Origin of the sequence: Pseudomonas sp. JAI111, from assembly GCF_024809425.1 — a bacterium.
In the GTDB taxonomy this organism is placed as follows: Bacteria; Pseudomonadota; Gammaproteobacteria; order Pseudomonadales; family Pseudomonadaceae; genus Aquipseudomonas.
Genome location: NZ_JANUCB010000002.1, coordinates 679,238 through 702,535, shown reverse-complemented (window position 1 = coordinate 702,535; position 23,298 = coordinate 679,238). Strand labels below are relative to the sequence as shown.

The 23,298-nt window shown below is 59.6% G+C and carries 14 protein-coding genes; 7 read left to right on the top strand and 7 right to left on the bottom strand.

Features of this window, described 5'->3' with window-relative positions:
* Positions 1 to 13: 13 nt before the first annotated feature.
* Positions 14 to 1,888: an EAL domain-containing protein gene (locus tag HNR03_RS10900; protein ID WP_259153391.1), complete on the bottom strand. Its 1,875-nt coding sequence runs from the start codon at positions 1,886 to 1,888 to the stop codon at positions 14 to 16.
* The gene (locus tag HNR03_RS10895; protein ID WP_259153390.1) at positions 1,885 to 4,182 is read right to left on the bottom strand and encodes an EAL domain-containing protein; all 2,298 of its coding nucleotides are present in this window, start codon (positions 4,180 to 4,182) and stop codon (positions 1,885 to 1,887) included. Before HNR03_RS10895 ends, HNR03_RS10900 begins: the two co-directional genes overlap by 4 nt.
* A gap of 264 nt (positions 4,183 to 4,446) precedes the next feature.
* On the opposite strand from HNR03_RS10895, the gene HNR03_RS10890 reads away from it, so the two are divergent.
* The 4 genes from HNR03_RS10890 to HNR03_RS10875 all read left to right on the top strand — a co-directional run bounded on the left by HNR03_RS10890 (position 4,447) and on the right by HNR03_RS10875 (position 7,615).
* The gene (locus HNR03_RS10890) at positions 4,447 to 5,826 is read left to right on the top strand and encodes an HD domain-containing phosphohydrolase (protein ID WP_259153389.1); all 1,380 of its coding nucleotides are present in this window, start codon (positions 4,447 to 4,449) and stop codon (positions 5,824 to 5,826) included.
* Positions 5,827 to 6,016: 190 nt separating this feature from the next.
* Positions 6,017 to 6,451 carry an NUDIX domain-containing protein gene (locus tag HNR03_RS10885; RefSeq protein WP_259153388.1) on the top strand — a complete coding sequence of 145 codons (435 nt, stop codon included), beginning with the start codon at positions 6,017 to 6,019 and terminating at the stop codon, positions 6,449 to 6,451.
* A gap of 25 nt (positions 6,452 to 6,476) precedes the next feature.
* Positions 6,477 to 7,115, top strand: coding sequence for a LysE family translocator (locus tag HNR03_RS10880; protein WP_222588284.1), 639 nt, complete (start codon positions 6,477 to 6,479; stop codon positions 7,113 to 7,115).
* Between the two features lie 2 nt (positions 7,116 to 7,117).
* Complete coding sequence (locus HNR03_RS10875) at positions 7,118 to 7,615, top strand: GNAT family N-acetyltransferase (RefSeq protein WP_259153387.1); 498 nt, start codon at positions 7,118 to 7,120, stop codon at positions 7,613 to 7,615.
* A 131-nt stretch (positions 7,616 to 7,746) separates the two neighbouring features.
* On the opposite strand, the gene metR is transcribed toward HNR03_RS10875, so the two are convergent.
* Positions 7,747 to 8,664 carry a transcriptional regulator MetR gene (gene metR, locus HNR03_RS10870; RefSeq protein ID WP_008155262.1) on the bottom strand — a complete coding sequence of 306 codons (918 nt, stop codon included), beginning with the start codon at positions 8,662 to 8,664 and terminating at the stop codon, positions 7,747 to 7,749.
* A 119-nt stretch (positions 8,665 to 8,783) separates the two neighbouring features.
* On the opposite strand from metR, the gene metE reads away from it, so the two are divergent.
* On the top strand, positions 8,784 to 11,096 hold the full coding sequence (metE, locus tag HNR03_RS10865; protein WP_259153386.1) for a 5-methyltetrahydropteroyltriglutamate--homocysteine S-methyltransferase: 2,313 nt from the start codon (positions 8,784 to 8,786) through the stop codon (positions 11,094 to 11,096).
* A 140-nt stretch (positions 11,097 to 11,236) separates the two neighbouring features.
* Here metE and HNR03_RS10860 read toward each other — a convergent pair whose 3' ends face one another.
* The gene (locus tag HNR03_RS10860) at positions 11,237 to 16,933 is read right to left on the bottom strand and encodes a hypothetical protein (protein ID WP_259153385.1); all 5,697 of its coding nucleotides are present in this window, start codon (positions 16,931 to 16,933) and stop codon (positions 11,237 to 11,239) included.
* Between the two features lie 269 nt (positions 16,934 to 17,202).
* On the opposite strand from HNR03_RS10860, the gene HNR03_RS10855 reads away from it, so the two are divergent.
* The gene (locus tag HNR03_RS10855) at positions 17,203 to 18,222 is read left to right on the top strand and encodes an alpha/beta fold hydrolase (protein WP_259153384.1); all 1,020 of its coding nucleotides are present in this window, start codon (positions 17,203 to 17,205) and stop codon (positions 18,220 to 18,222) included.
* A gap of 141 nt (positions 18,223 to 18,363) precedes the next feature.
* On the opposite strand, the gene HNR03_RS10850 is transcribed toward HNR03_RS10855, so the two are convergent.
* Entirely contained in the window at positions 18,364 to 18,732 is a 369-nt protein-coding gene (locus HNR03_RS10850) for a DUF6124 family protein (protein WP_259153383.1), read from the bottom strand.
* Positions 18,733 to 19,264: 532 nt separating this feature from the next.
* On the opposite strand from HNR03_RS10850, the gene HNR03_RS10845 reads away from it, so the two are divergent.
* On the top strand, positions 19,265 to 19,930 hold the full coding sequence (locus HNR03_RS10845) for a DsbA family oxidoreductase (protein ID WP_259153381.1): 666 nt from the start codon (positions 19,265 to 19,267) through the stop codon (positions 19,928 to 19,930).
* Positions 19,931 to 20,090: 160 nt separating this feature from the next.
* Here the strand turns inward: HNR03_RS10845 and HNR03_RS10840 are convergent, their stop codons facing one another.
* Positions 20,091 to 21,479 (bottom strand): sigma-54 dependent transcriptional regulator, encoded by a 1,389-nt coding sequence (locus HNR03_RS10840; RefSeq protein WP_259153380.1) that lies wholly within the window; start codon positions 21,477 to 21,479, stop codon positions 20,091 to 20,093.
* Positions 21,469 to 23,241, bottom strand: coding sequence for an ATP-binding protein (locus HNR03_RS10835; RefSeq protein ID WP_259153460.1), 1,773 nt, complete (start codon positions 23,239 to 23,241; stop codon positions 21,469 to 21,471). Before HNR03_RS10835 ends, HNR03_RS10840 begins: the two co-directional genes overlap by 11 nt.
* Positions 23,242 to 23,298: the final 57 nt, after the last annotated feature.

The following is a 23,298-nucleotide window of genomic DNA, read 5'->3' as shown; positions in this document are numbered from 1 at the left end:
CGCTTCATATCGGTCAGGTGGTTGCGAACGGGGGAGACTTCACCGATGTCATGTATTGCACAAAGGCCTCTGGCTCGACGGCTTTGCTGAAGTAATAACCCTGGCCTTCCTCGCACTGATGGGCCTTTAGAAAATCCAGCTGTTCAAGGGTTTCCACCCCTTCGGCGATGACGCTCAGCTTGAGGCTCTTGCCCAGGCTGATGATGGCGCTGACCAATGCCGCATCGCTGCTGTCGCGGGTCAGGCCGCGAATGAACGACTGGTCGATTTTCAGCACGTTGATGGGGAACCGCCGCAGGTAACTCAGGCTGGAATAACCGGTGCCGAAGTCGTCGATGGCCAGCCGCACACCCAGGTCTTTTATGCGGTTCAGGGCGGAGACGGTGGCATCGACGTTCTGCATCAACACCCCTTCGGTGATTTCCAGTTCCAGCAATGACGGGTCCAGGCCGGTTTGTTCAAGGACCTGTTCAATGCCTTCGACGAAACCGCGCTGGCGAAAATCGATGGGCGATACGTTCACCGACATGCGCAGCTTGGGCAGACCCGCGGCCTGCCAGGCGCAAGCTTGCCGACAGGCCTGAGCCAGTACCCATTTGCTCAACGGCACGATCAGCCCGCTGTCTTCGGCGACACCGATGAAGTCGGACGGATAAACCAGGCCATGCCCGGGTTTGAGCCAGCGGATCAAGGCTTCAGCACCCACCACCTGACCCGTGCCCAGGTCGAGCTTGGGCTGGTAATGCAGCACAAATTCGTTGCGCTCCAGCGCGAGGCGAATCCCTGTTTCGATGCTTTGCTGATCCCGCGCGCGCTGGTTCATTTCGTCGAGGAAGAAGCTGAAGTCGTTCGGACCGATTTCCTTGATGTTGCGCATCGCGGTTTCGGCTTTCTTGATCAGCGCGATGGCATCGAAGCCGTCATCGGGATAAATGCTGATGCCCAGGCTGGCGGTCACGCTCAGGTCATGGCCGGCGATGTGCTGGGGCGCGCGAATGGCGCTCAGGATTTTTTCGGCGATGCCCTTGGTTTGTTGCGGGTGGCGGATGTCGGCCAGGATCACCACGAACTCGTCAGAGCCATAGCGAAACACCGAGTCAGACTCGCGCACCGTGGACACCAGGTTCTGCCCGACCCGTTTGAGCATTTCGTCACCGGCCGGGTGCCCCAGTGCATTGTTGATGCGCTTGAAGCGGTCAAGGCCGACAAACATCACCGCCAGTTGCTTGTCATGGCGGCGAGACAATGCCAGGGACTGGTTCAGCCGATCACCGAGCAGGGTGCTGTTGGGCAGTTCGGTCAACACGTCGTATTGCAGCAGGTGAGACACCTTGAGCAGTTCGTGGACGCGTGCCTCGATGGTTTGCTCCAGGCTTTGCACTTTCGTCTCGGCGTCCTGGGTCATCTGCCATTTCCAGGTCAGCGCGCTGGCCATCTGGCGGATTTCCACACTGTCGAAAGGTTTTTTCAACACCAGCAACTGGTCGCCGTACTCGAGCCGCTCGGCCATTTCTTCCCAGCTGTAATCCGAAAAGGCCGTGCACAGGGCGATTTGCAGATGCGGGTCGACCTTCCAGAGTTGTTCGACGGTTTCCAGGCCGTCCCACCCCGGCGGCATGCGCATGTCGGTGAAGGCCATCGCGTAGGGGCGACCTTCGGCCTGGGCGCGCTTGACCAGTTCGAGCGCTTCCTGGCCCTGGTAGGCCGAGTCGAGCTGGAACGTCAGCCGGTCAGGCTTGGGCGTACCGAACAGCGTTTCCTCAGTGCCGGCCAGGGACTGTTCGTCTTCGGTGTCGGGGCCGAGGATCTTGCGAAAGTCCTGATGGATCGAGGGCGTGTCATCAATGATCAGGATGCGCCGGTTGGTCTGCAGGGAGGACGTTTTCATCCCTTGTCCTCCGTGGAGTGTGGGTTGTCCCGGATCGGTCCGGTTTGAAAGCTGGCGGGCATGATACTGCCGGCTTTGAGCAAGTGAGCGGCCTGCTGGCTGCTCACCGCTTTGCTGAAGAAGTAACCCTGTGCGTTCATTGGCGAGCCTGTGGCCATCAGCGAACTACGCTGTTCCTGGGTTTCGACACCTTCGGCGATGATTCCGATCCCTACCTCACGTGCGAAATTGATAATGGCGCGCAATGTGTTGGCGCAAGCCGGGTCCCGGGCCGCGGTGTCGATGAACGCCTGGGCGAGCTTCAGGTGATTGACCTGGTAAGTCTTGAGGTAATCGAAGGAGGAATATTCGGTGCCGAAGTCATCGATGGCGATCTTCACCCCCAGCTCGCGCAGGCGTGGCAGCACATCGTTGTGGGTCCACTTGGTCTGGGCCAGGGTCGCTTCGGTGACATCGAAACGCAGGTCCCAGGGGCACAGTTCATAGCGCGCGGTGGTGCGTAGCACGTCATAGATCAGCTCTGGACCACTCTTGAGCTGGGCCAGTGACAGCTTGATGGCAATGACCGGCGGCGCCATGCCTTCATCGCGCCACTGGCGCATCTGCTGGCAGGCGTGATCCAGTACCCAGTGACCGAGGGCGATAATGGCGCCGGTTTTTTCCGCCGCCGGCAAGAACGCCGGTCCTTCCAGCAATCCACGTTCGGGGTGATTCCAGGCGACCTGGGCTTCCATGCCGAGGATCTTGCCGCTGCTCAGTTCCACTTCGGGCCAATATTTGAGATCGAGCTCTCCATGCTTGATGGCGTCTTTCAAGTCATTGGCGATGGTCATGCGTTCGACCACTTCCTGATTGATCTCTTCGGAATAGAAATGGTACTGGTTGCGGCCCTTCTCCTTGGAGCGATAGAGCGCCATGTCGGCCTGGCCTAGCAGACCGTCGGCACTGGTGATGAGCGGTGAGTAGCTGCTGATGCCAATGCTCACGGAAACGCGCACGTCATTGCTGGCGAGCAGGTAGGGCAGCACCAGCGCATCGCGGACCTTGGCGGCCAGCGCCGCGGAATGAGTCGGGTCGCTGACGTCCAGTTGCAGGATGGCAAACTCATCGCCGCCGAGGCGCGCGACCACATCGTTTTCTCGCACGCAGGCCTTGATCCGCCGGGACACCTCTTGCAGCAACAGGTCGCCCACCGGATGACCGAGGGTGTCGTTGATCCGTTTGAAGTGGTCCAGGTCCAGGTAGAACATCGCGAACGGTGTGGCCCCTCGACGGGCGGCGGCGAACGCCTGATGCAGGCGCTCGATCAGGGTGGCCCGGTTGGCCAGCCCGGTCAGTCCGTCGGTGCGGGCCAGCAGGGCGATTTTCTCTTCAGCGACTTTGCGCTCGGTGACGTCGATGATGATGCCTTCGACTTCCAGCAAGCGTCCTTCATCGTCGCGCACCGGGATATAGCGGTTCTCCACCCAGCGCCAGGCCCCGTCGCTGGTACGCATGCGGAACTCGATGGAGGCTCCCGCCGCGTGACGGTCCAGCACCCGGGCCATCGCCGTATCGACTTTCGGCTGATCGTCGGGATGAATCAGCTCGCGGGCCCAGTTGGCCGAGGCGACCAGGTTCGCCGCGACGTGACCGTACTTGGTGATGTTGTGGGAGATGTACATCAGCGGAAACGACGGTTCGCCGCGCAGGCGATACAGGATGGTCGGGCTGTTCTGCACGATGATGTTGGCATCGGACAGCTCCCGCGTGCGCTCCTCGACCGCCTGCTCCAGCAGCGACATCTTCAGCGCTGCGTCTTCGGTCATCTGCCATTTGGCGGTCAGGGCACTGGCTATCTGACGGATTTCAATGGCATCGAAGGGTTTTTTCAGAATCAGCAACCGGTCGCCCAGCTCCAGGCGTTCATCGATGTCTTCCCAGGAATAGTCGGAATAGGCGGTGCACAGGGCCACTTGCAGCTTGGGATCGACCTGCCACAGCCGTTCGATGGTTTGCAGACCGTCCCAGCCCGGCGGCATGCGCATGTCGATGAATGCCAGCGCGTAGGGCAGGTCGTTGGCCAGTGCGTGCTCGACCTTGCTCAAGGCTTCAAGGCCCTGAAACGCGGAATCGAGCACGAAGCTTTGCAGCACTGTCGTGGCTTGCGTCCCGAACAGGGCTTTTTCGGCGTTGGTCAGGTCTTCGTCATCGATTGAAGGCGGACTGAGGATCTTGATGAAGTCCGCATGGATCGAAGCGGTGTCGTCGACGATGAGAATCCGACGATTGGTTCGCGCCAGCAGCGTACTCATAAGCGTACGGCCGGAGCGGATGCAATGCGGTGTAATGTGCTCATAGGGGCATCCTTTCCCTGATCACGTGGCCATGCGTTACAGATAATGGATCCGAGTGAATGCAGCATAGTCCCCTGTGCAGCACTTCGCCTACCCGACTGAAACGAATCATTTCCAGAACAAGTGTGCAAAATCATCTAGCCTGTAGGTCAGGCTTGGCCAAAGGGGACTGTTTGGCTGCGACCTGACGCACGATGTACCCGTTACGCTTGAGGTTATGCCATGGAAGAGCAACTCCCCCCCACGATCACCTATAGACCCAGGGTGTTACTGGTCGACGATGAGGAATCGATCCTCAACAGTCTGCGTCGACTCCTGCGCGGCCAGCCCTACGAGGTGTTATTGGCCACCAGCGGCGCCCAGGCGCTGGAAATCATGGCGCTTGAGCCCGTCGACCTGGTGATGAGCGATGCGCGCATGCCCAATATGGACGGTGCGACGCTGCTGGCGCACATTCACCAGCACTATCCCGATACGCTGCGCATTTTGCTGACCGGGTACGCCGACCTGACAACGATCGTCAAAGCGATCAACGAAGGCCAGATTGACCGTTACATCAGCAAACCCTGGCACGATGAGGAATTACTGCTGACGTTGCGACAGTCGCTGGCCTACCAGCACTCCGAGCGTGAACGGGTACGCCTGGAGCGCGAGACGTGGCATCGCAACGAAGAATTGAAGGTCTTGAACGCGACCCTGGAAAAACACGTCGCGGCACGCACCTCTGAACTGCAACAGACCGCCGACATGCTCGACCTGGCGTACGAAGAGCTCAAACACAGCTATGTCACCGGCACCGAGGTGTTCTCGTTGCTGGCCAACCTGCGCTTGCCGCCTGCCAAGCAGACGAACCGGCAGATCATTGAACTGGTGCGGGTGTACTGCAAACTCCATGGCGTGGACGAGGGCAGCACCCGCGACCTGACCATGGCTGCGGCGCTCTACAACATCGGCAAGCTGAGCTGGACCGACAGCATGATCAGTGCGCCTTCGGACCTGCTGCACCACACCGATCGCGAGCGCTATCGCGGTTATCCGAAGCAAAGCGAATCGTTGCTGATGACCCTCGATCCGATGAAGGATGCGGCGCGCCTGATCCTTCACCATCAGGAGCGCTGGGATGGCAGCGGGTTCCCCGACCGGCTCAAGGGCGAGGCGATTCCGCTCGGATCGCGCTGGCTGAAACTGGCGGTGGATTTCATCGAGTTGCAGCGCGGACTGATCCTTGAGCGCCAGATGAACAGCGATGAAGCGCTGGTCTATATCCGCCAGTACGCCGGGCGGCTGTATGACCCGGATCTGGTCGAGGACTTCATTCAGGTCTGCGCGGCATACCTGAGTGATGTCTCGCTGGCCGATCCGACGGTCAAAGTGCTGACCACCCGGGACCTGGCCGCCGGCATGCTGCTGGCACGCAACCTCAATGCCGATAACGGCATGTTGCTGCTCAACGCGGGCAAAGTGCTGAGTGGGCCGCTGATCGAGAAGCTGATCGCATTCGAGGCGATGGAAGGGGCGAAATACAGCATTTTCGTGAAAGTGCCGGAGGAAGTGGAGCGCGCGATCCTTGGGGCGCTGGAAGTTGCTCAGCCACTGCAATGATCCCCTGTGGGAGTGAGCCTGCTCGCGATTCGGACGACGCATTTTTTCAGGTAGACCGCGTCATCGTTCATCGCGAGCAGGCTCGCTCCCACACAGGACGCTGTCGTGCTTTGTAGGGGGATTTCGGGGTGACGCAGAACACGTGCCCATGTGATCCTTTGCGCCTTTCATCTCAGGTACTTTTACATTCATGACGCTTTCATCCGCCGCTTCCCCCCGCATCATCCGCATTGCCGCCGCCCTGTTGATCGGTCCCGACGGTCGTACCTTGCTGGTGCGCAAGCGCGGCACCGCAGCGTTCATGCAACCCGGCGGCAAGATCGAACCCCATGAACAACCGGTCCAGGCCCTGGCCCGTGAACTGGAAGAAGAACTGGGCCTGCTCATCGACCCTGCACGCGCACGGTATCTGGGACCGTTTTCGGCACCGGCCGCCAACGAGCCGGGCCATGTCGTCCAGGCCGAACTCTTTCAGCTGACCATCGACGCAGACGTCTCGCCTGCCGCGGAGATCGAAGAGGTGCGCTGGATTGATCCGGCCACCGATGGCAATCTCACGTTGGCGCCATTGACACGGGACCTGATCCTGCCGTTTTATCGAGCTTCGCTGACCGCGACCACCTGATCATTCACGGACTAGGATTGCCCCCATGATCCCGCTACAAGACTTGCTGATTTTCGCTGCCGCCGCGCTGCTGATGGTACTGACGCCGGGGCCGAACATGATCTACCTGATTTCCCGTTCGATCTGTCAGGGGCGCAAGGCCGGCGTCACCTCATTGCTTGGCGTGGTCGCGGGCTTTTTCGTGCATTTGTTCGCCGCCGCTGCCGGCTTGACCGCGGTGTTTCTGGCCGTGCCGATGGCTTATGAAGTGCTCAAGTGGGCGGGCGCGCTGTACTTGCTGTGGCTGGCCTGGCAGGCCATCAAACCCGGCGCGCGTTCGCCGTTCGAAGCGCAACAATTGCCGCCGGACTCATCGCGCAAACTGATCACCATGGGCTTTCTCACCAGTGCCTTGAACCCGAAGATCGCAGTGTTTTACCTGTCGGTGTTTCCGCAATTCATCACCCCTGAGCACGGTTCGGTGTTCACCCAGAGCATCGTGCTGGGCCTGACCCAGATCAGCGTCAGTTTCAGCGTCAATCTGCTGATCGCGATCTTCGCGGCGGGCATCGCCTCCTGGTTCGTCAACAACCCGTCCTGGCTGGCGGTGCAGCGCTATTTCATGGGTTTTGTCCTGTCAGCGCTGGCGGTGCGATTGATGCTTGAGCAGCGGCGGATGGCTTGACCATGTGGATCGAGCGACTGGATGCCAGCCATGCCCTGGACTATCGCGCCCTGATGCTTGAAGCCTATGACCTGCACCCGCAGGCGTTCACTTCAAGCGTGCGCGAGCGCGCCACCATGCCGCTGAGTTGGTGGGAGTCGCGCCTGACCAGCAAGCTGGAGATGGTGTTCGGCGCGTTCGAAGAGGGCGCGCTGGTGGGCATCGTCGGCCTCGCCTTCGAACCTCGGCAGAAGGCCTGGCACAAGGCAACGCTGTTTGGCATGTACGTGTCCGGCAAGGTCCGGCAGCGCGGGTTGGGTTATCGCCTGGTGCAGACGGCACTGGCCGAGGCGCAGAACCATGAACGCCTGAGGCTGATCCAGCTGACCGTCACCGCCGGCAACGAAGCGGCCTTCAACCTGTACCAGCGCTGCGGGTTCATCCAGTACGGCCTCGAACCGATGGCGGTACGCGTCGGCGAAGACTACTTCGACAAAATCCATATGTGGCGCGAGCTCTGAACCCACCACAATGATCGTTCCCACGTTCCGCGTGGGAATGCATCCTCTGACGCTCTGCGTCAGTTCGTGAAGCGGAACGCGGAGCGTCCCTGGCGGCATTCCCACGCAGAGCGTGGGAATGATCGGTAGCGCTAGCGAACGGCGCTGACCCCGTCCAGGGTCGAGAACGACGTGTCCTTGGCCGTCAGCAAGAAATCGCGCATGTACGGCGCATCCAGCATGTCTGCGCGAATCCCCGCATACAGCGTCGCAAACAATCCCTTCTCGCCCAGTCGCTTGGCCTTCACATAGCCGCGTGAGCTGTATTCATGCAGCGCCCAATGCGGCATCCCGCATACGCCGCGCCCGCTGGCCACCAATTGCATCATCATCACCGTCAGTTCCGAGGTGCGGACCTGCGCCGGTTCGATGTCGGCGGGTTCCAGGAAGCGGGTGAAGATGTCCAGCCGATCGCGCTCCACCGGGTAGGTGATCAGCGTTTCCGTGAGCAGGTCTTCCGGAACGATGTAGGCCTTGCTCGCCAAGCGGTGCTGGTTGGCCACCGCAAGCATCGCTTCATAAGTGAACAACGGCACATAGGTGATCCCGGCCAGTTCCAGCGGATCGGAGGTCACCACCAGGTCCAGATCGCCCCGGGCCAGGGCCGGCAGCGGGGCAAAGGAGAAGCCCGAGGCCAGGTCCAGCTCGACTTCCGGCCAGGCATCGCGGAACTGGTCGATGGTCGGCATCAGCCACTGGAAACAACTGTGACACTCGATCGCCATGTGCAAGCGGCCCGCCGTACCGCCCGCCAGGCGTGCGATATCACGCTCGGCGCCACGCAGCAGCGGCAAGGTCGCGTCGGCCAGTTGCAGCAGGCGCAAACCGGCACTGGTGAAACGCACCGGTTTGGTCTTGCGCACGAACAGCGGCATGCCCATGCGCTCTTCCAGTTCCTTGAACTGGTGGGACAGGGCTGACTGCGTCAGGTGCAGCCGGTCGGCGGCGTCGACCAGGCTGTCGGCTTCGCGCAAGGCGTGCAAGGTCTTCAGGTGACGGATTTCAAGCACCGGATGGCTCCATGAGGAAAACTTGTGATCAACACGAAAAGGTTGAGTTTGTCTCATGTTGGGTTGGCTGTCGACAATAGCGCCATGTTTTACAGCCTCTTTATCGGAAGACACTCATCATGGCTCTGGCGCACACACTTGGTTTCCCCCGCATCGGCGCGGACCGCGAATTGAAAAAAGCCCTCGAATCCTACTGGAAGGGCGATCTGGATCAGGAGGCGCTGAACAACGTCGGCCGCCAGTTGCGCGCCAGGCACTGGCAATTGCAGAAAGACGCCGGTATCGACCTGCTGCCCGTCGGCGATTTCGCCTGGTACGACCAGGTCCTGACCCATTCCCTGACCTTCGGTGTAATTCCCGAGCGCTTCGACAGCGCCAAGGATGCCCAAGGCCTGCCGACCCTCGATACCCTGTTCGCCATGGCCCGTGGCGCCACGGCGGCCTGCTGCGGTGGCGAACACGGCACCGCGCAATACGCCCAGGAGCTGACCAAGTGGTTCGACACCAACTACCACTACCTGGTCCCGGAATTCAGCGCTGACCAACAATTCAAGCTGAGCTGGGAACAGCTGTTCGACGAAGTCGACGAAGCCAAGGCGCTGGGCCACGAGGTCAAACCGGTGATCATCGGCCCGCTGACCTACCTGTGGCTGGGCAAAGCCAAAGGCAACGACTTCGACAAGCTCGAATTGCTCGAACGCCTGCTGCCGGTCTACAACGAAATCCTCGGTCGCCTCGCCGCGCAAGGCGTGGAATGGGTGCAGATCGACGAGCCGATCCTGACCCTCGACCTGCCGCAAGCCTGGAAAAACGCCTTCGAACGCGCCTATCACATCCTCCAGTACTCGCCGCTGAAGAAACTCGTGGCGACCTACTTCAGTGGCCTGGAAGACAACCTCGGCCTGGCCGTTGGCCTGCCGGTGCAAGGCCTGCACATCGACGCCGTGCGTGCGCCGGATCAACTCGGCCAGGTGCTGGATCGCCTGCCGACCTACAAGATTCTTTCGGTCGGGCTGGTCAACGGGCGCAACGTCTGGCGCTGCGAGCTGGAGCAAGCTCTCGCACAATTGCAACCGGCCCAGGAACGCTTTGGCGAGAACCTGTGGGTCAGCAGTTCCTGCTCGCTGCTGCACAGCCCGGTAGACCTGGAACGCGAAGACAAACTCGACCCCGAACTGAAATCCTGGCTGGCCTTCGCCGTGCAGAAGTGCGGAGAAATCGCCGTGCTGCGCGACGCCCTCAACGACCCGCAATCGCCCAAGGTGCAAGCCGCACTCGCGCAAAGCCGTGCCATTGCGACCAGCCGCGTCGAGTCGCCGCGCATCCACAAAGCCGAAGTCCAGGCGCGCATCAATGCCATTGGCGCAGCAGACAGCCAGCGCCAGTCGCCGTTTGCCAAACGCATTGCGCAGCAACAGGCGCGCTTGCAACTGCCGGCATTCCCGACCACCACCATCGGCTCGTTCCCGCAAACCGGTTCGATTCGCCTGGCGCGTCAGGCCTTCAAGCAAGGCAAGCTGTCGGCCAACGATTACACCGACGCCATGCACAGCGAAATCCGCCACGCCGTGCAAATCCAGGAGCGCCTGGGCCTGGACGTGTTGGTGCACGGTGAAGCCGAACGCAACGACATGGTCGAATACTTCGCCGAGCAACTGGACGGCTACCTGTTCACCCGTTTCGGCTGGGTCCAGAGCTACGGTTCGCGCTGCGTCAAACCGGCGATCATCTACGGCGACCTGAGCCGTCCGCACGCCATGACCGTCGACTGGATCACCTACGCGCAAAGCCTCACCGACAAGGTCATGAAAGGCATGCTCACCGGTCCTGTGACCATGCTGATGTGGTCGTTCCCGCGCGAAGACGTCTCGCGCAAGATCCAGGCGCAGCAGCTGGCGTTGGCCCTGCGTGACGAAGTGGTCGACCTGGAAGCCGCCGGCATCAAGATCGTGCAGATCGACGAAGCCGCCTTCCGCGAAGGCCTGCCGCTGCGCCGGGCGCAATGGCAGGAATACCTCGATTGGGCCGTGGAAGCGTTCCGCCTGAGCGCCTCCGGTGTGCGCGATGAAACCCAGATCCACACCCACATGTGCTACAGCGAATTCAACGACGTGATCGAATCCATCGCGGCCATGGACGCCGACGTCATCACCATCGAAACCTCACGCTCGGACATGGAATTGCTGGAAGCCTTCGAAGCCTTCGACTACCCGAACGACATCGGCCCGGGGGTTTATGACATCCACTCGCCACGGGTGCCGGACACCGCCGAGATGGTCAAGTTGATGAGCAAAGCGGTGAAGCGCATTCCGGCAGAGCGGTTGTGGGTGAATCCGGATTGCGGGTTGAAAACCCGGGCGTGGCCGGAAACTGAAGCAGCGTTGGTGAACATGGTGGCGGCGGCGCGGCGGTTGCGTAGTCAGTTGGCTTGAGGACGCTTTCGCGAGCAAGCCCGCTCCCACAGTGGATTGGTGTCGCTCACAAATGTTGTGTACGGCACCAATTCTGTGGGAGCGAGCCTGCTCGCGAAGGGTTTAAATAGACCTGTCCCCGCTTATTTCCCGCTTATTTATTACAGCCTTATAAGGTGGATCCATCCGTAGTCACAATCGTTACCGTCACCACTGATCTGGTAGTTTTCGATGTACAGCGTTACGTTGGGCGTTGTCGCTACGAAGCGCAGATCAAGTTGAATCCAACTTGTAGAGCTTACTGTTATGTAGTTCAACGCTGCTCCGGTGCTGGTACTCAACCGAAGTATCGGATGATTACCGCGAAAGCCGTCCACGAAGGCCACTGCTACCAGGAACCGGTAGGTAGCGTTTTGCGTAAGGTTGTTGAACGTTTTTTGCAGCACCACACCTCGTGAATTGTTTGTATAGGTGTGATTGTGTAGCGAGTAATAGTGCCTATTGGCAGGCTTGTAAAATGAAAAGTCAGCGTATATCCCGGCGCCGCCCCACTGCCAACCTCCCCAAGATTGGAAATTGAAGTCGACAACATCGGCAGGGAGTCCATCTAGAATGTGGAAAGTGTATGCCATTGATGTTTTACCATCGGCGGCCTGCGCGGTGATGATGTGTGGACCCGCCGAAAACACTCGCGCAGGAATCGACCAGGTTGATGCATTAGCCGGGACAGTAGCGGTCGCTATCTGAGCACCGTTGTCGAGAATGGCGAGCGGACCGGGTGAGCCCGTACCAGTAATGCTGGTAATGGTTCTGTAGTAGGTCTGAGTTCGGTCACCAATTGTGCCGCCGGCCGTAGTAACAGAGGTGATTGTCGGGATCAGCGTCTCGACCTTCACCGTAAACCGGCGATCCTGCGATTGCTTGGTGCCATCCAGGGTCCGCGCCCTCAGAACATGACCCCCCAAGGCAAAGTTCAGCGGGCCGAAGGTCCAGTTGATGCCCTTCACGGTACCCGCGCCCAACCGGACGTTGCCGTCGTAAATATCTACTGGACGATCCGATGTGACAGTACCGGTCACAGTAATCCGGGGCTGGGTGGTAGTGCCATCCTGAGGAATGACGATGGTGCCAGCCATTACGGTGGTGATAGTCGGAGCCTGTTCCGCCACCTGCACCGTGAAGATGCGCTCCAACGAACGCTTGCCATCATTGGTTCGCACGGTGATGACGTGTCGGTCCAGGGTAAAGGCGCGGGCAGGAAGGGTCCAGACCCGGGCGGCTGTAGCAGTGACAGGCCCCAGCAGGGTTTCGCCGTCATAAATATTCAATGTATGACTCGCGCTGGCGGTGCCGGATATGGTGAGACTGATCTGGTCAGTCGCCCCATTATTTGGCACTTCGGTAGTGCCCGCCATCACAGACGTGATGGTAGGGATCACAGAAATAGTCTTGACCATGTAGACGCGCGGGGGAAAAGCGATGGCTGTACCGACTTTGTTGTTCCGATCCAGCGATGCCCAAAAATGGAGGCTCAATCGTGTGTTGTGACCCAACCCTTGCAAGTAGGTAGCATTGACAGGCGCAGGCCACCGTTGATCACGGACCCATTGATCATTGACGACGGAGCCGCCGCCATTCCAGATATTGGTGTAATGACGTTGGTTGTTCGCGTCCAGCCCTTCGAGGTTTAGAAAAACCTGTTGACCGGTTTCCATGAACGACCAGCTTTTGCCGTGAAGCAGTCCATTGCCGGTGAATTGATTCAGATCCAGCACATCCAGCACTTCCACCCCGTTGACCACGAGGACCGGTGAAATGAGGCTGGATGCCGGCAGCGGTGTGACGGTCACCGTCACCATGCCCGACTGGAAGGTCTCGACGCCTCGGGTCACCACGTACCGGAGAGTGAAGGTAGCGTTGACGCCGTTGCCGATGTTGGCGGCAATCACGGACTTAGGAATAGGAATATCCACGCTGCCATCGAGTTCGCCGGGTACGGCTGGAAGATCAGGTGTGCCAGTGCCGGGTTTGCCTGTCAGGGTCAGCTTGATGCTGTCAGTGAGGAGCAGGCCATTGACGACGATGCGCACGATAGCGCCGTTAATCGCTTTAAGTGGGTCCAGGGTCTGCGCCGCACCGGTACCGCTTGCTTCAACAAGATTGGGGAGTTGCAGGTTGGTCGGTACGTTTTTAACAATGTAGGTGCGTACCGGGAACAAGGTTGCATCCGGCGTAGTGTTGACACCTGTGAAGCTCACAGCAAAGTTGATCGTGAAAGTTGAGCCACTTTTGAGCGTGCGGAGCCAGGCATGAGGCGCCCGGTAGTACATGCCATCGCCGTAGTTATGCGCAGCACCGCGCCATACCACCAGTGTGGCGGGCTTGCCGTCGGCGAGCGTGCCTTGGTAGTTAAGGTGAATGAATTGTCCCGGTTGCTGGAAAATCCACTGGACGACGGATGTCCGTTCGGTACCGTCCATGGTGCTGGCATTGACGACGTCACCGATGACGCCTTCAACGTAGGGCGTTGGCAAAGTGGGCATGGCCACATTCACGGTCAAACTGCCGGACGCAGGGAGCTCTACCCCATCACGCGTGACGGTATAGAACAGAACGATGCGACGGCCAAAGTTGGCCCCAAAGGCGGTAGCGGGAAGGGTGAAAATCACACTGGCATCGCTTTCGCCATCTTTGGGCGCGATGACCGGCGAGCCGAGGCCGGCGCGCCCGCGCACGGTCAGGGTGATGCGGTCCCGGGTTGTCATACTGGTATAGGACACCACCACCGTACCACCCTTGACGGCACGTTCGGGTTGCAAATTGACCGTCGTTCCGGTGCCGGTGGCTTCGGTGAGTGTGGGCGGTAGCAGATCCTTGGACTGCGTATCAACGATGTAGCTCTTGACTGGAAACAGCAGAGCCCGATCTTTCGGAGTGCTTTGAGCAAAGCTCACTCTGAACTCGATGGTCAGTTCTGATTTGTCCCGCAGCTTGCGTAAATTGAGTACGGGGGTGACGGGCGCCAAACCGCCGGTCACACCCACGGCTGGCATCGGGGTCTGGGTATAAGTGGATTCACGGTACGTGCTGCCATCTTCGTTAGTCCCCAGGTAGTCCAGCCAAACCCACTGCGGTTGCTGATCAATGAAGGGCCACCGGGCAATACGAGTGTGGATGCTGTTGTCGATCGGCAAGGCAATGGGGTCGAGTGTTGAGCCCGGATATCGGTCGATCAGCGCGAGGGGCAGGGCGGAGTCCTGATTGTCGATCGGGCGAACTGTGAGGATTAATGTCGGCGACGTTTTCTGTTCGGGGGCACGAATCAGTACGTAGCGCACGTTCACCGTTCTGCTCATATTTGCAACGATGAACGCCGGGTTGAGGGGGAATTGCGCCTTGCCGCTGGCGTCCAGCGCAATGGGCTGGAAGACCGGCGAACCGGGGCCGCTTGCGCCTTCTACCACTAGTTGAACCTGGTCACCGGAGAGAAATTCCTGCACCTCTACCCAGGCCGTGGCACCTTGCTGGTTCTTCAGTGGGACAAGTACACCGCCGGGGGCATCGACTACCCTCGGTTCTGCCAGCTCCGGTAACGGGAAGCCCGTGACCTGCGCCCAGGCTGTTCTTGAATAGTTTTGCTGATTGACCGTCTTGAAATCCGTCACGTACAGGGCACTGACGGTACTGCCCGTAATGAGCCAATTATTCGGCACCTGCAGGATCAAGGGTTTTGCCTGTCCGAACTCAAACTCAACCTTGCCCACTGGCAGCTGACGATCGGGACCGGGGGGGCTTCTGAATGTCGCCCTGACTTCATCACCGGTCCGATAGGATGGGTGATTGGTTCTGACGATCAGCAACAAGTCCCTGCCGGCGAGTTTTTGCAGGTCGATAATCTCTGCAATGTCGTTATTGTCTGCCGGGTCTTCGCGGAAGATCGGTTCGGGCAAACGTTCATTTTTGCGATCGATGTCTATCAGCGTGTCCGCCGACCAGATCGCTGAAGGATCAGTGGTGTTGTGCACGCGGTCGATGACGGTGAACCGAACCCGAGCGTTCCGTCGGCTGGGTATAAAGTCCAGTTTCGCAGCGGGAATGACGATGGTGACTCGGGTCGGCAGGTCGGAGGGGACCTGCGGGGCCTGGCTGGGTGGTACGCTGAAATGAACTACGTACCCGCCGAAGTCGATATCGATATGATCGTAGGGCCGGCAGAAGGGGTAAGTGCAGAACACCGTCAGTTGCGGCAAGGTGCCATCCAGGCCCTCTTTCACCACATCAATGCCATTGTTCTGGGCAGCAGGGAATTGCAGTTTGAGTTCGGAGTGGCCGTCTGTATTGGGATCGATGTCCCGAATGCCGGGGCGGACAGCGTGATACAGCATGGTCAGAGGGAACTCGGACTTATTCACATTGCCACTGATCCTGCGGACAATAAATTCGAGCGTGTTGATCCCGTCGATGAGCTGTTGATGGGGAACATGAAGCTCTTTTCGGTCGTTTTCTGTTCCTGCTATGACCTCATGGGAATCTACGACAAATGCTTCACCGTTGAGGTGGAGGTAAATGAAATCCCTGGCTTCACACCCGGTGTAAGGGTCCAGGATAACCTGCAGCCCTCCGGGCTTGTCGTCATAAATGCGCTTTGGAATGCCGCAATGCACATCCGAGCCTTCCACCGGCATTGTCGATTCCGGAACGTAAGGTGGATCAATTCGCAACACCGAATTATCTGCTGCGCTTAGGGCAACAAATGACGTGTCGATAACGAAACACTCGGTCGACGTAGACACCTGGGTTGCGTCGTTTTCCTCGGCCAGTTGCCAGGTGACACTGACCCACCCACCGATCAGGCATTGCACCTCGGCAAGTTCAACGCAAAACACCAATGTCGGTGACGTACCGACCGTCTGCGTGAAGGTTGACAGTCGCGGTGTATCAACGAGCGGTTCGCCCCACCAGTTCAGCTGGACCTTGTTTCCAGTGGTCAAGCCATTGGCGGCTACATCGATTTCAACCTTTATGGCATCAAGCCCCGGCTTGCTGACGTCAATGGCGTTGTCCTGATCGACGCCGATGATCCTGGGGGCTGTTTGCGCGTTACCTGCCGCCATGATTGCGATTGGGAGCTGGAGCGTAAGACGGCGGGCGAGGGAATGATCGGAGGCGGGGTTGTGGACTTCGTCCCACAGTTTGTAAAAAAGCAGGACGGTGCAACTGCCTAGTTCAGCGATCATTTCTTGAGTCAGCGTAAAGACGACAGGCTGGCCCGCCTCACTGGCCGTCACCGTGTGCAGCAGGCACCAGTGGCCGAATTGAAGGTGCAGCAGGTGCCCGGCACACATGCCCGACCAGGGAAGGACCGTGGCGAAGATGTCTTGGGTGCCGTCGATCTCTGTTGTGTGAACTTGCGGCGCCAACAATCGGAAGTGACCAGGAAGTTCCGGTTTGGGATCGATGCCGCCCGGCAATACTGTCCTGACCAGTATGTTCAGATGGGCCGACTCCGCACCATTGAGTCGATAGAACAGCTCGCTGAACCCTTCTGGTACCTGTCTGGCGTCGATGAATCGATCGAAGGGGGTGGTGCCGTTATGGTCCTTTGGCACCTTGAACGACAGTACTGGCTGACTGTTGCCAGAGACAAACACTTCGATCTGGTCGCCCGGCCATGCGTCCGTGGGAGGAATCACAATCGGCAGCCCTTGTGGATTAAGTGTCATCAGGGCGTGGTTGATGCCTAGGTCCGCTTCCATGGCGTGGATGACATCGGATTCGGCGCCACCAGGTACATCAATCCGGCTGTCAGCCACCGATGCTGCGGCAACACCAGCCATGAATAAGGAATTTGCGCTCATGATTCATTACTCCGGGCGGACACCCGCTGTGTAGGAACGGTGAAGAGGGTTGTATTCAATGCCCGCAGGGAATGCTTGCCTACTGTCAGAACTTACAGTTCGGATGCGATATCGGACAAACGGTACATTGTGGGGGGAATGCGCCTCATGTGGCTTACGCATGACCACTCGGCAATCTTCATCAAACTGTCACGTAACTGTGGCAGCGCGCTTGATCAAACTTCATCAGACTCGCGCTCTATTGGGGTTCTGCGTTTTGGTGTTTTTTCATGCGTGTATTCATTTTTCTGGCCGCTCTGTTGTTTGGCCTGCCGTCTTTGGCGGCGTCTCGTTGCGACGTCAATGTTCCAACCGAACATGCCGATCTGGCGCAGGTGAGCCTGGCGTACCAGAGCATCGGCCGTGCTTCCGACCCTGCGTTATTGCTGGTGATGGGCCTGGGCGGGCAGTTGATTCACTGGCCGGACGAGGTGGTGGTCGCGTTGTGTCAGCAGGGTTTCCGGGTGATTCGTTATGACAATCGCGATGTCGGCCTCTCCACGTGGCGGCAAGCGCCTGCCGATGCCAACCTGACCTTCGAAGTGCTGCGTTACAAACTCGGGTTGCCGGTGTCGGCGCCGTACACCCTGACCGACATGGCGGACGATGCCTTTGGCCTGATGGACGCGTTGCACGTCGAGCAATTCCACGTGTTGGGCGCGAGCATGGGCGGAATGATTGCCCAGCACATGGCGGCGATGGCGCCGCAGCGGGTCGAGAGCCTGACCCTGATCATGACCAGTTCCGGAGCCGAAGGCTTGCCGGCGCCGAGTGCGGCGCTGTTGCAGTTGCTCGCTCGTCGTAGCGCGCCGAGTCGCGAAGTGGCGCTGGAACAGCAGGCCGATTTGCTGGCGGCGCTGGGCAGCCCGTCAGTGAGTGATGATCGTCAGGTGTTGCTGCATCAGGCGGCGCTGTCTTATGACCGGGCGTTCAACCCCGAAGGCGTGAAGCGCCAGATCATGGCAATCCTCGCCGAGCGCAGCCGCGTGGCGCTGCTCAACCAACTGCGAGTGCCGACACTGGTGGTTCACGGCACCGCCGATCCGTTGTTGCCGGTGATGCACGGCGTGCACCTGGCGGCGCATATCCGTGGCAGTCAGTTGAAGCTGATCCCGGGGTTGGCGCATCGCTTCCAGGAAGCCTTCAAGGCGCCATTGCTGGCGGCGGTGTTGCCGTATTTGCAGGCGCATCGTGAAGACAGATCGCATTGGGCGCAGATCGATCCGGTGCCGAACCCGAATCTCCTGTAAGCCCCAATCCAAAACTGTGGGAGCGGGCTTGCTCGCGAAGGCGGTGTGTCAGTCGGTGGAGATATTGACTGACACACCGCCTTCGCGAGCAAGCCCGCTCCCACAGTTGGTTTCTGGTGTTAGTGAAATCTCATCCGTCAGTTAGACGGTGCAACCCGGTGGATCGAGATTATCCAGCAGGCGGTTCACCGCCAGTTCCCCGAGCATGACCGATTGCTGAATGCCGAGCAGGGTGTTGCGGTGGGTGCCTTCGACCAGCCCGGCAAAATCACTCAGCATCACGCTTGCCGAGGCCAGCGACTCGCAGGCGTTGGCCAGCAGGGTTTCGTTATCGATGTCGGGGGCGATCAGGAAAATGGTGCTGGGTTTGCGTGGGGTAGCTTGGGGGATGACCGGTTTGAGGTAGTAATCGAGGGCGCGGTCGGCGGCTTCGTTGAGTTTTTTGGAGTCGGGGGGTTCGTAGGGGGAAACGTCGTCGGTTTCTGGTGGGTTCGGCGTTGGCTTGAACATTGGGTTGGTACTCCTGTTAGTAGAGCTGCAACCTGTCTCGCTACTAAACGGAAGGGTGGCAGCTGTGCGCAAGTTAGTAGACCGGCCACCAACCCAAAACCGGCGCGTCCGAGGACGCCATGCGCACAGCTACCATCGAGTGCAGGCGAATGCCTGACTAGATGACGCTTGTACGTCCGGGTTGGAAAAGCCGGGCTACTAAACCCGATCACTGGGAATCAGTGACACGAACCAAGTTACCGATGCCCCCAAAACCGCACAAGCCGGCGGATTCTGACGTGGTCGTAGGCAACGACGCAAGGCGCTGTAGCTTTCAGGAAGTAACCTTAAACAGAACTAAACACCCCCTCTAAAACACTGTAAATCCCTGTGGGAGCGAGCTTGCTCGCGATGGCGGTGGGACAGTCGACAACGATGTTGAATGTCAGTCCGCTATCGCGAGCAAGCTCGCTCCCACAAGGGACCTGCGCGCGTCAGCCTTCAGGTGTATCGTTCGAACTTTCCGGCGCGATCCAAGCCTGCGAGGTGAATGATGAGTACCCCCCTGAAAATCGATTTTGTCAGCGACGTGTCCTGTCCGTGGTGCGTCGTCGGCCTCTACGGCCTGACCCGCGCGCTGGAGGTGTTGCGTGATGAGGTCCAGGCCGAGATCCATTTTCAGCCGTTCGAGCTCAACCCGAAGATGGGCCCCGAGGGGCAGAACATCACCGAACACATCAGCGAAAAATACGGCTCGACCCCGGAGCAGTCGCAGAAAAACCGCGAGATGATCCGCGCCCGTGGCGCCGAGGTCGGGTTTGCCTTTCGCACCGACGGCAATAGCCGTATCTACAACACCTTTGATGCCCATCGGCTGCTGCATTGGGCGGGGCTGGAAGGGTTGCAGTTCAATTTGAAGGAAGCGCTGTTCAAGGCGTATTTCACCGATGGCGGCAATCCGTCTGATCATGGTCAGTTGGCCCGGATTGCTGAAAGCGTCGGGCTGAACCGGCAGCGGGCCGAGGCGATTCTGGCTTCGGACGAGTTCGCCAAAGAGGTTCGCGAAGAAGAGCAATTGTGGCTGTCGCGCGGGGTGAGTTCGGTGCCGACGGTGGTGTTCAACGGGCAATACGCGGTCAGCGGCGGGCAGCCGGTGGAGACCTTTGTCGCGGCGATCCGCCAGATCATGAGCGAATCAAAAGGCGGCTCCGTGACCTGACCGAAAGAGATCGAAAGTGATGAGATCGTTCCCACGCTCCGCGTGGGAATGCAGCCCGTGACGCTCCGCGTCACTGGACGCGGAGCGTCCCTTGAGGCATTCCCACGCAGACGGTTCGACGCCTCGACGTGGGAACGATCAGTACGATCAACGCCAAGGACTAGCGGACGATTTTGTCGACGTGGATGCCGAGTTTCTTCAAGCGATACCAGAAGCTGCGCTCGGATATCCCGATCAACTGCGCTGCTGCGGCTTGCACGCCATTACTCTGCGCCAGCGCCGCCAGAATGTAGGCTTTCTCGACCTCGGCCAGCGCCGCGTCCAGATCCGCCGGCACGTTGCCTTCAATGATTGGCGCGCCGCTGCTGCCGGGGTTTGAGGCAAACAGATAAGCCGGCAGGTCTTGCTCTTCAATCACGGCGCCACTGGCGACAATCGTTGCCCGTTCCACGCAATTTTGCAGTTCACGAATATTGCCCGGCCACGAATAACTGGCCATCGCCTGCAAGGCTTCGGCACTGAATCCGGTAAACCGTTTGCCCGCCGCGGCGCCCAGGGTGTGGGCAAAATGCCGGGCCAGCGGCGCGATGTCTTCCGTCCGCTCGCGCAGGGCCGGCAGCGGAATCGGGAACACATTGAGCCGGTAATAGAGGTCTTCGCGAAATTCCTTGTTGGCCACCGCGTCCAGCAGGTTTTTGTTGGTCGCGGCAATCACCCGCACATCCACCTTGCGTTCGCGTGGATCGCCCACCGGTTCGATCACCCGCTCCTGCAGCGCACGCAGGATTTTCGCCTGCAAGGCCAAGGGCATTTCGCCGATCTCATCGAGAAACAGCGTGCCCTCGTCCGCCTGCATGAAACGCCCGACGCGGTCCGCCACCGCGCCGGTAAAGGCGCCTTTGCGGTGACCGAACATTTCGCTTTCCAGCAACCCCTCCGGGATGGCCGCGCAGTTCACGGCCACGAACGGCTTGTCGGCACGATTGCCGTGTTTGTGGATTGCCCGTGCGACCATTTCCTTGCCGGTGCCACTTTCGCCGGTCAGCAGTATCGTCGCGTTGCTGTCGCGCACCGAATCGATGGCTTGCAAGACCCGCCGGAACGTCGGGCTGTCACCGATCAAACTGTCGATCTGCTGATGCTCGTCGAGTTCGGCGCGCATGCGCTGGTTGTCTTTGAGGATGTCGCGAAATTGCAGGGCTTTGCTGACGGTGATGTCCAGTTCGTCGATGTCGAAAGGCTTGGCGATGTAGTCGAAGGCGCCGTTGCGCATCGACTGCACGGCGTTTTTCACCGTGCTGTAGGCCGTCATGACAATCACCGGAAGCTGTGGGAAACGGCTTTTGATTTCCGCCAGCAACTGCGGGCCGTCCATGCCGGGCATGCGCCAGTCGCTGATCACCAGGTCGATGTCTTCCGCTTCCAGCACCTTGAGCGCATGCAAGCCATTGCCCGCCGTGAACACCGTAACGCCGTTCTGACTCAAGGCCGATGCCAGCAGGTCGCAGAGCTTGGGTTCGTCGTCGACCACCAGTACGTTATGCGTCATCACTGCCCTCGTCGAAGTCTTTGCCATTGGCCGGAATGTACAGCGTGAAGGTGGTTCCGGCATCTTTTTCACTGACGCATTCGATGCGCCCGTTGTGGTTTTCCATGATCGAGAAGACCTTCGCCAGCCCCAGCCCGGTGCCAGAGGCTTTGGTGGTGACGAACGGTGTGAAAATCCGTTCGAGCATGTCCGGTTCAATGCCCGTACCGGTGTCCGCCACGCTGATCACGGTGTAGTTGCCATCGCGGCGAATACCCAGGGTCAGTTGCCCGCCGTCGGGCATCGCGTCGATGGCATTGACGATCAGGTTCAGACCGGCCTGTTTGAGCTGGCGCGCATCGGCGTAAAGGGTTGCGCCGGGGGCCTGGTCGTCGATGTGCACGTCAATGTGATGGCTGGCCAGTTCCGGAGCGCAGAACCCGACCAGTTCATCGACGAACAGTCGAGCCGGTTCGGTCGAGCGCAGCGGCGCGCTGGGTTTGGCGAAGTCGAGGAAATCGGTGATCAGGTCGTTGATCCGGCTGACTTCGCTGACCACGTATTCCAGGTGACGCTTATCGGTCTCGGGCAAATCGGCGCGGCGGTGCAACAGTTGGGTCGCGGTTTTGATGATGCCCAGCGGGTTGCGGATTTCATGGGCCAGGCCCATGGCGACTTCGCCCAGGGCGTGCAGGCGGTCGCGGCGGCGCAGCTGCGATTCGAGGTTTTGCAACTCGCCGAGGCGTTCGCTCATGTGGTTGAAGGTGCTGCTCAGTTCCGCCAGTTCATCGCCACCGGTCACCGGCAAACGCTGGCGATAATCCCCGGCAATCACCGCTTGTACGCCTTTGGACAAACCGCGCAACGGTTGGGTCAGGCGTTGCGACACCAACCAGCCAACGCAGAGAGAGGCGGCCGAACTGAGCAGGAAAATCAGGATGAACAGGTTGCTCTGGTTCACCAGGCCCACGAGGCTGGAGTGGCGCAACAGGCCGCTGAAAATGACGCCTTGAAGGTCGCCATTCTCGTTGAAGATCGGTCGATAGATGCCGCTGTAACTGCTGGTGAATTGCTCGGTCGGCTGTTTGGTGGTGCGCAGGATCTGCTCGATATTTTCTGGCACGGCTGCCGGGTGATTTTCGAAACGCTGACTGGAGAAGATCTCCGAGAAGTTGTCGCCCTTGGCCAGGTACAGACGCAAGTCCAACGAGTGAACGTCGGAGACGCTGGTCAGGAAGCTGTTGTCGAGGTAGGTGGCAATCACCAGTTTGTAAGCGATGCCGTCCTGCTCGTTCTCGAAGGTCGAGACCACTGCGCCGGTGGCGACACCGCCGATTTGCAGGGTTTGCAACACGGCTTTGGGCGCGGTGCTGATTTGCCGGACGATGTCGTCGGCGGCGGTGCTGAACACCACGGCATGGTCGCTGTTGCGCACCAGGGCAACCACGTCGATGCCCATGGAGTCTGCGATGTCGGTGGTCATGCGGTTGTGGCGCGACGAAAACCCACCAACCTGTGGGTGGGTGTAACGAAGAAACAACTGCGCAACCCTGGCGTTGTCTCGCAGGATTTCGCTGATTTCGTCTTCGACGATCTTGGTCGACTCTTTCAGCCAGATGCGCACGTTGCTGTCGAAGATCTGCGACAGGGTGGTGGCCGCGAGTTCGGCGGCGATCATGGTCGGGATCACGCTGACCAGCCAGAAGGCCAGGACCAGTTTGCGTTGCAGGCTCCAGCCGGAGAGGGCGAAGGGTCGGGCTTTGGCAGGTCGGTGTTTGGTCATCGGGTTTCGCTTGTCGAAAGCCATGGCGGTTCGGTTCGGTTCGAATCGATAAACAGA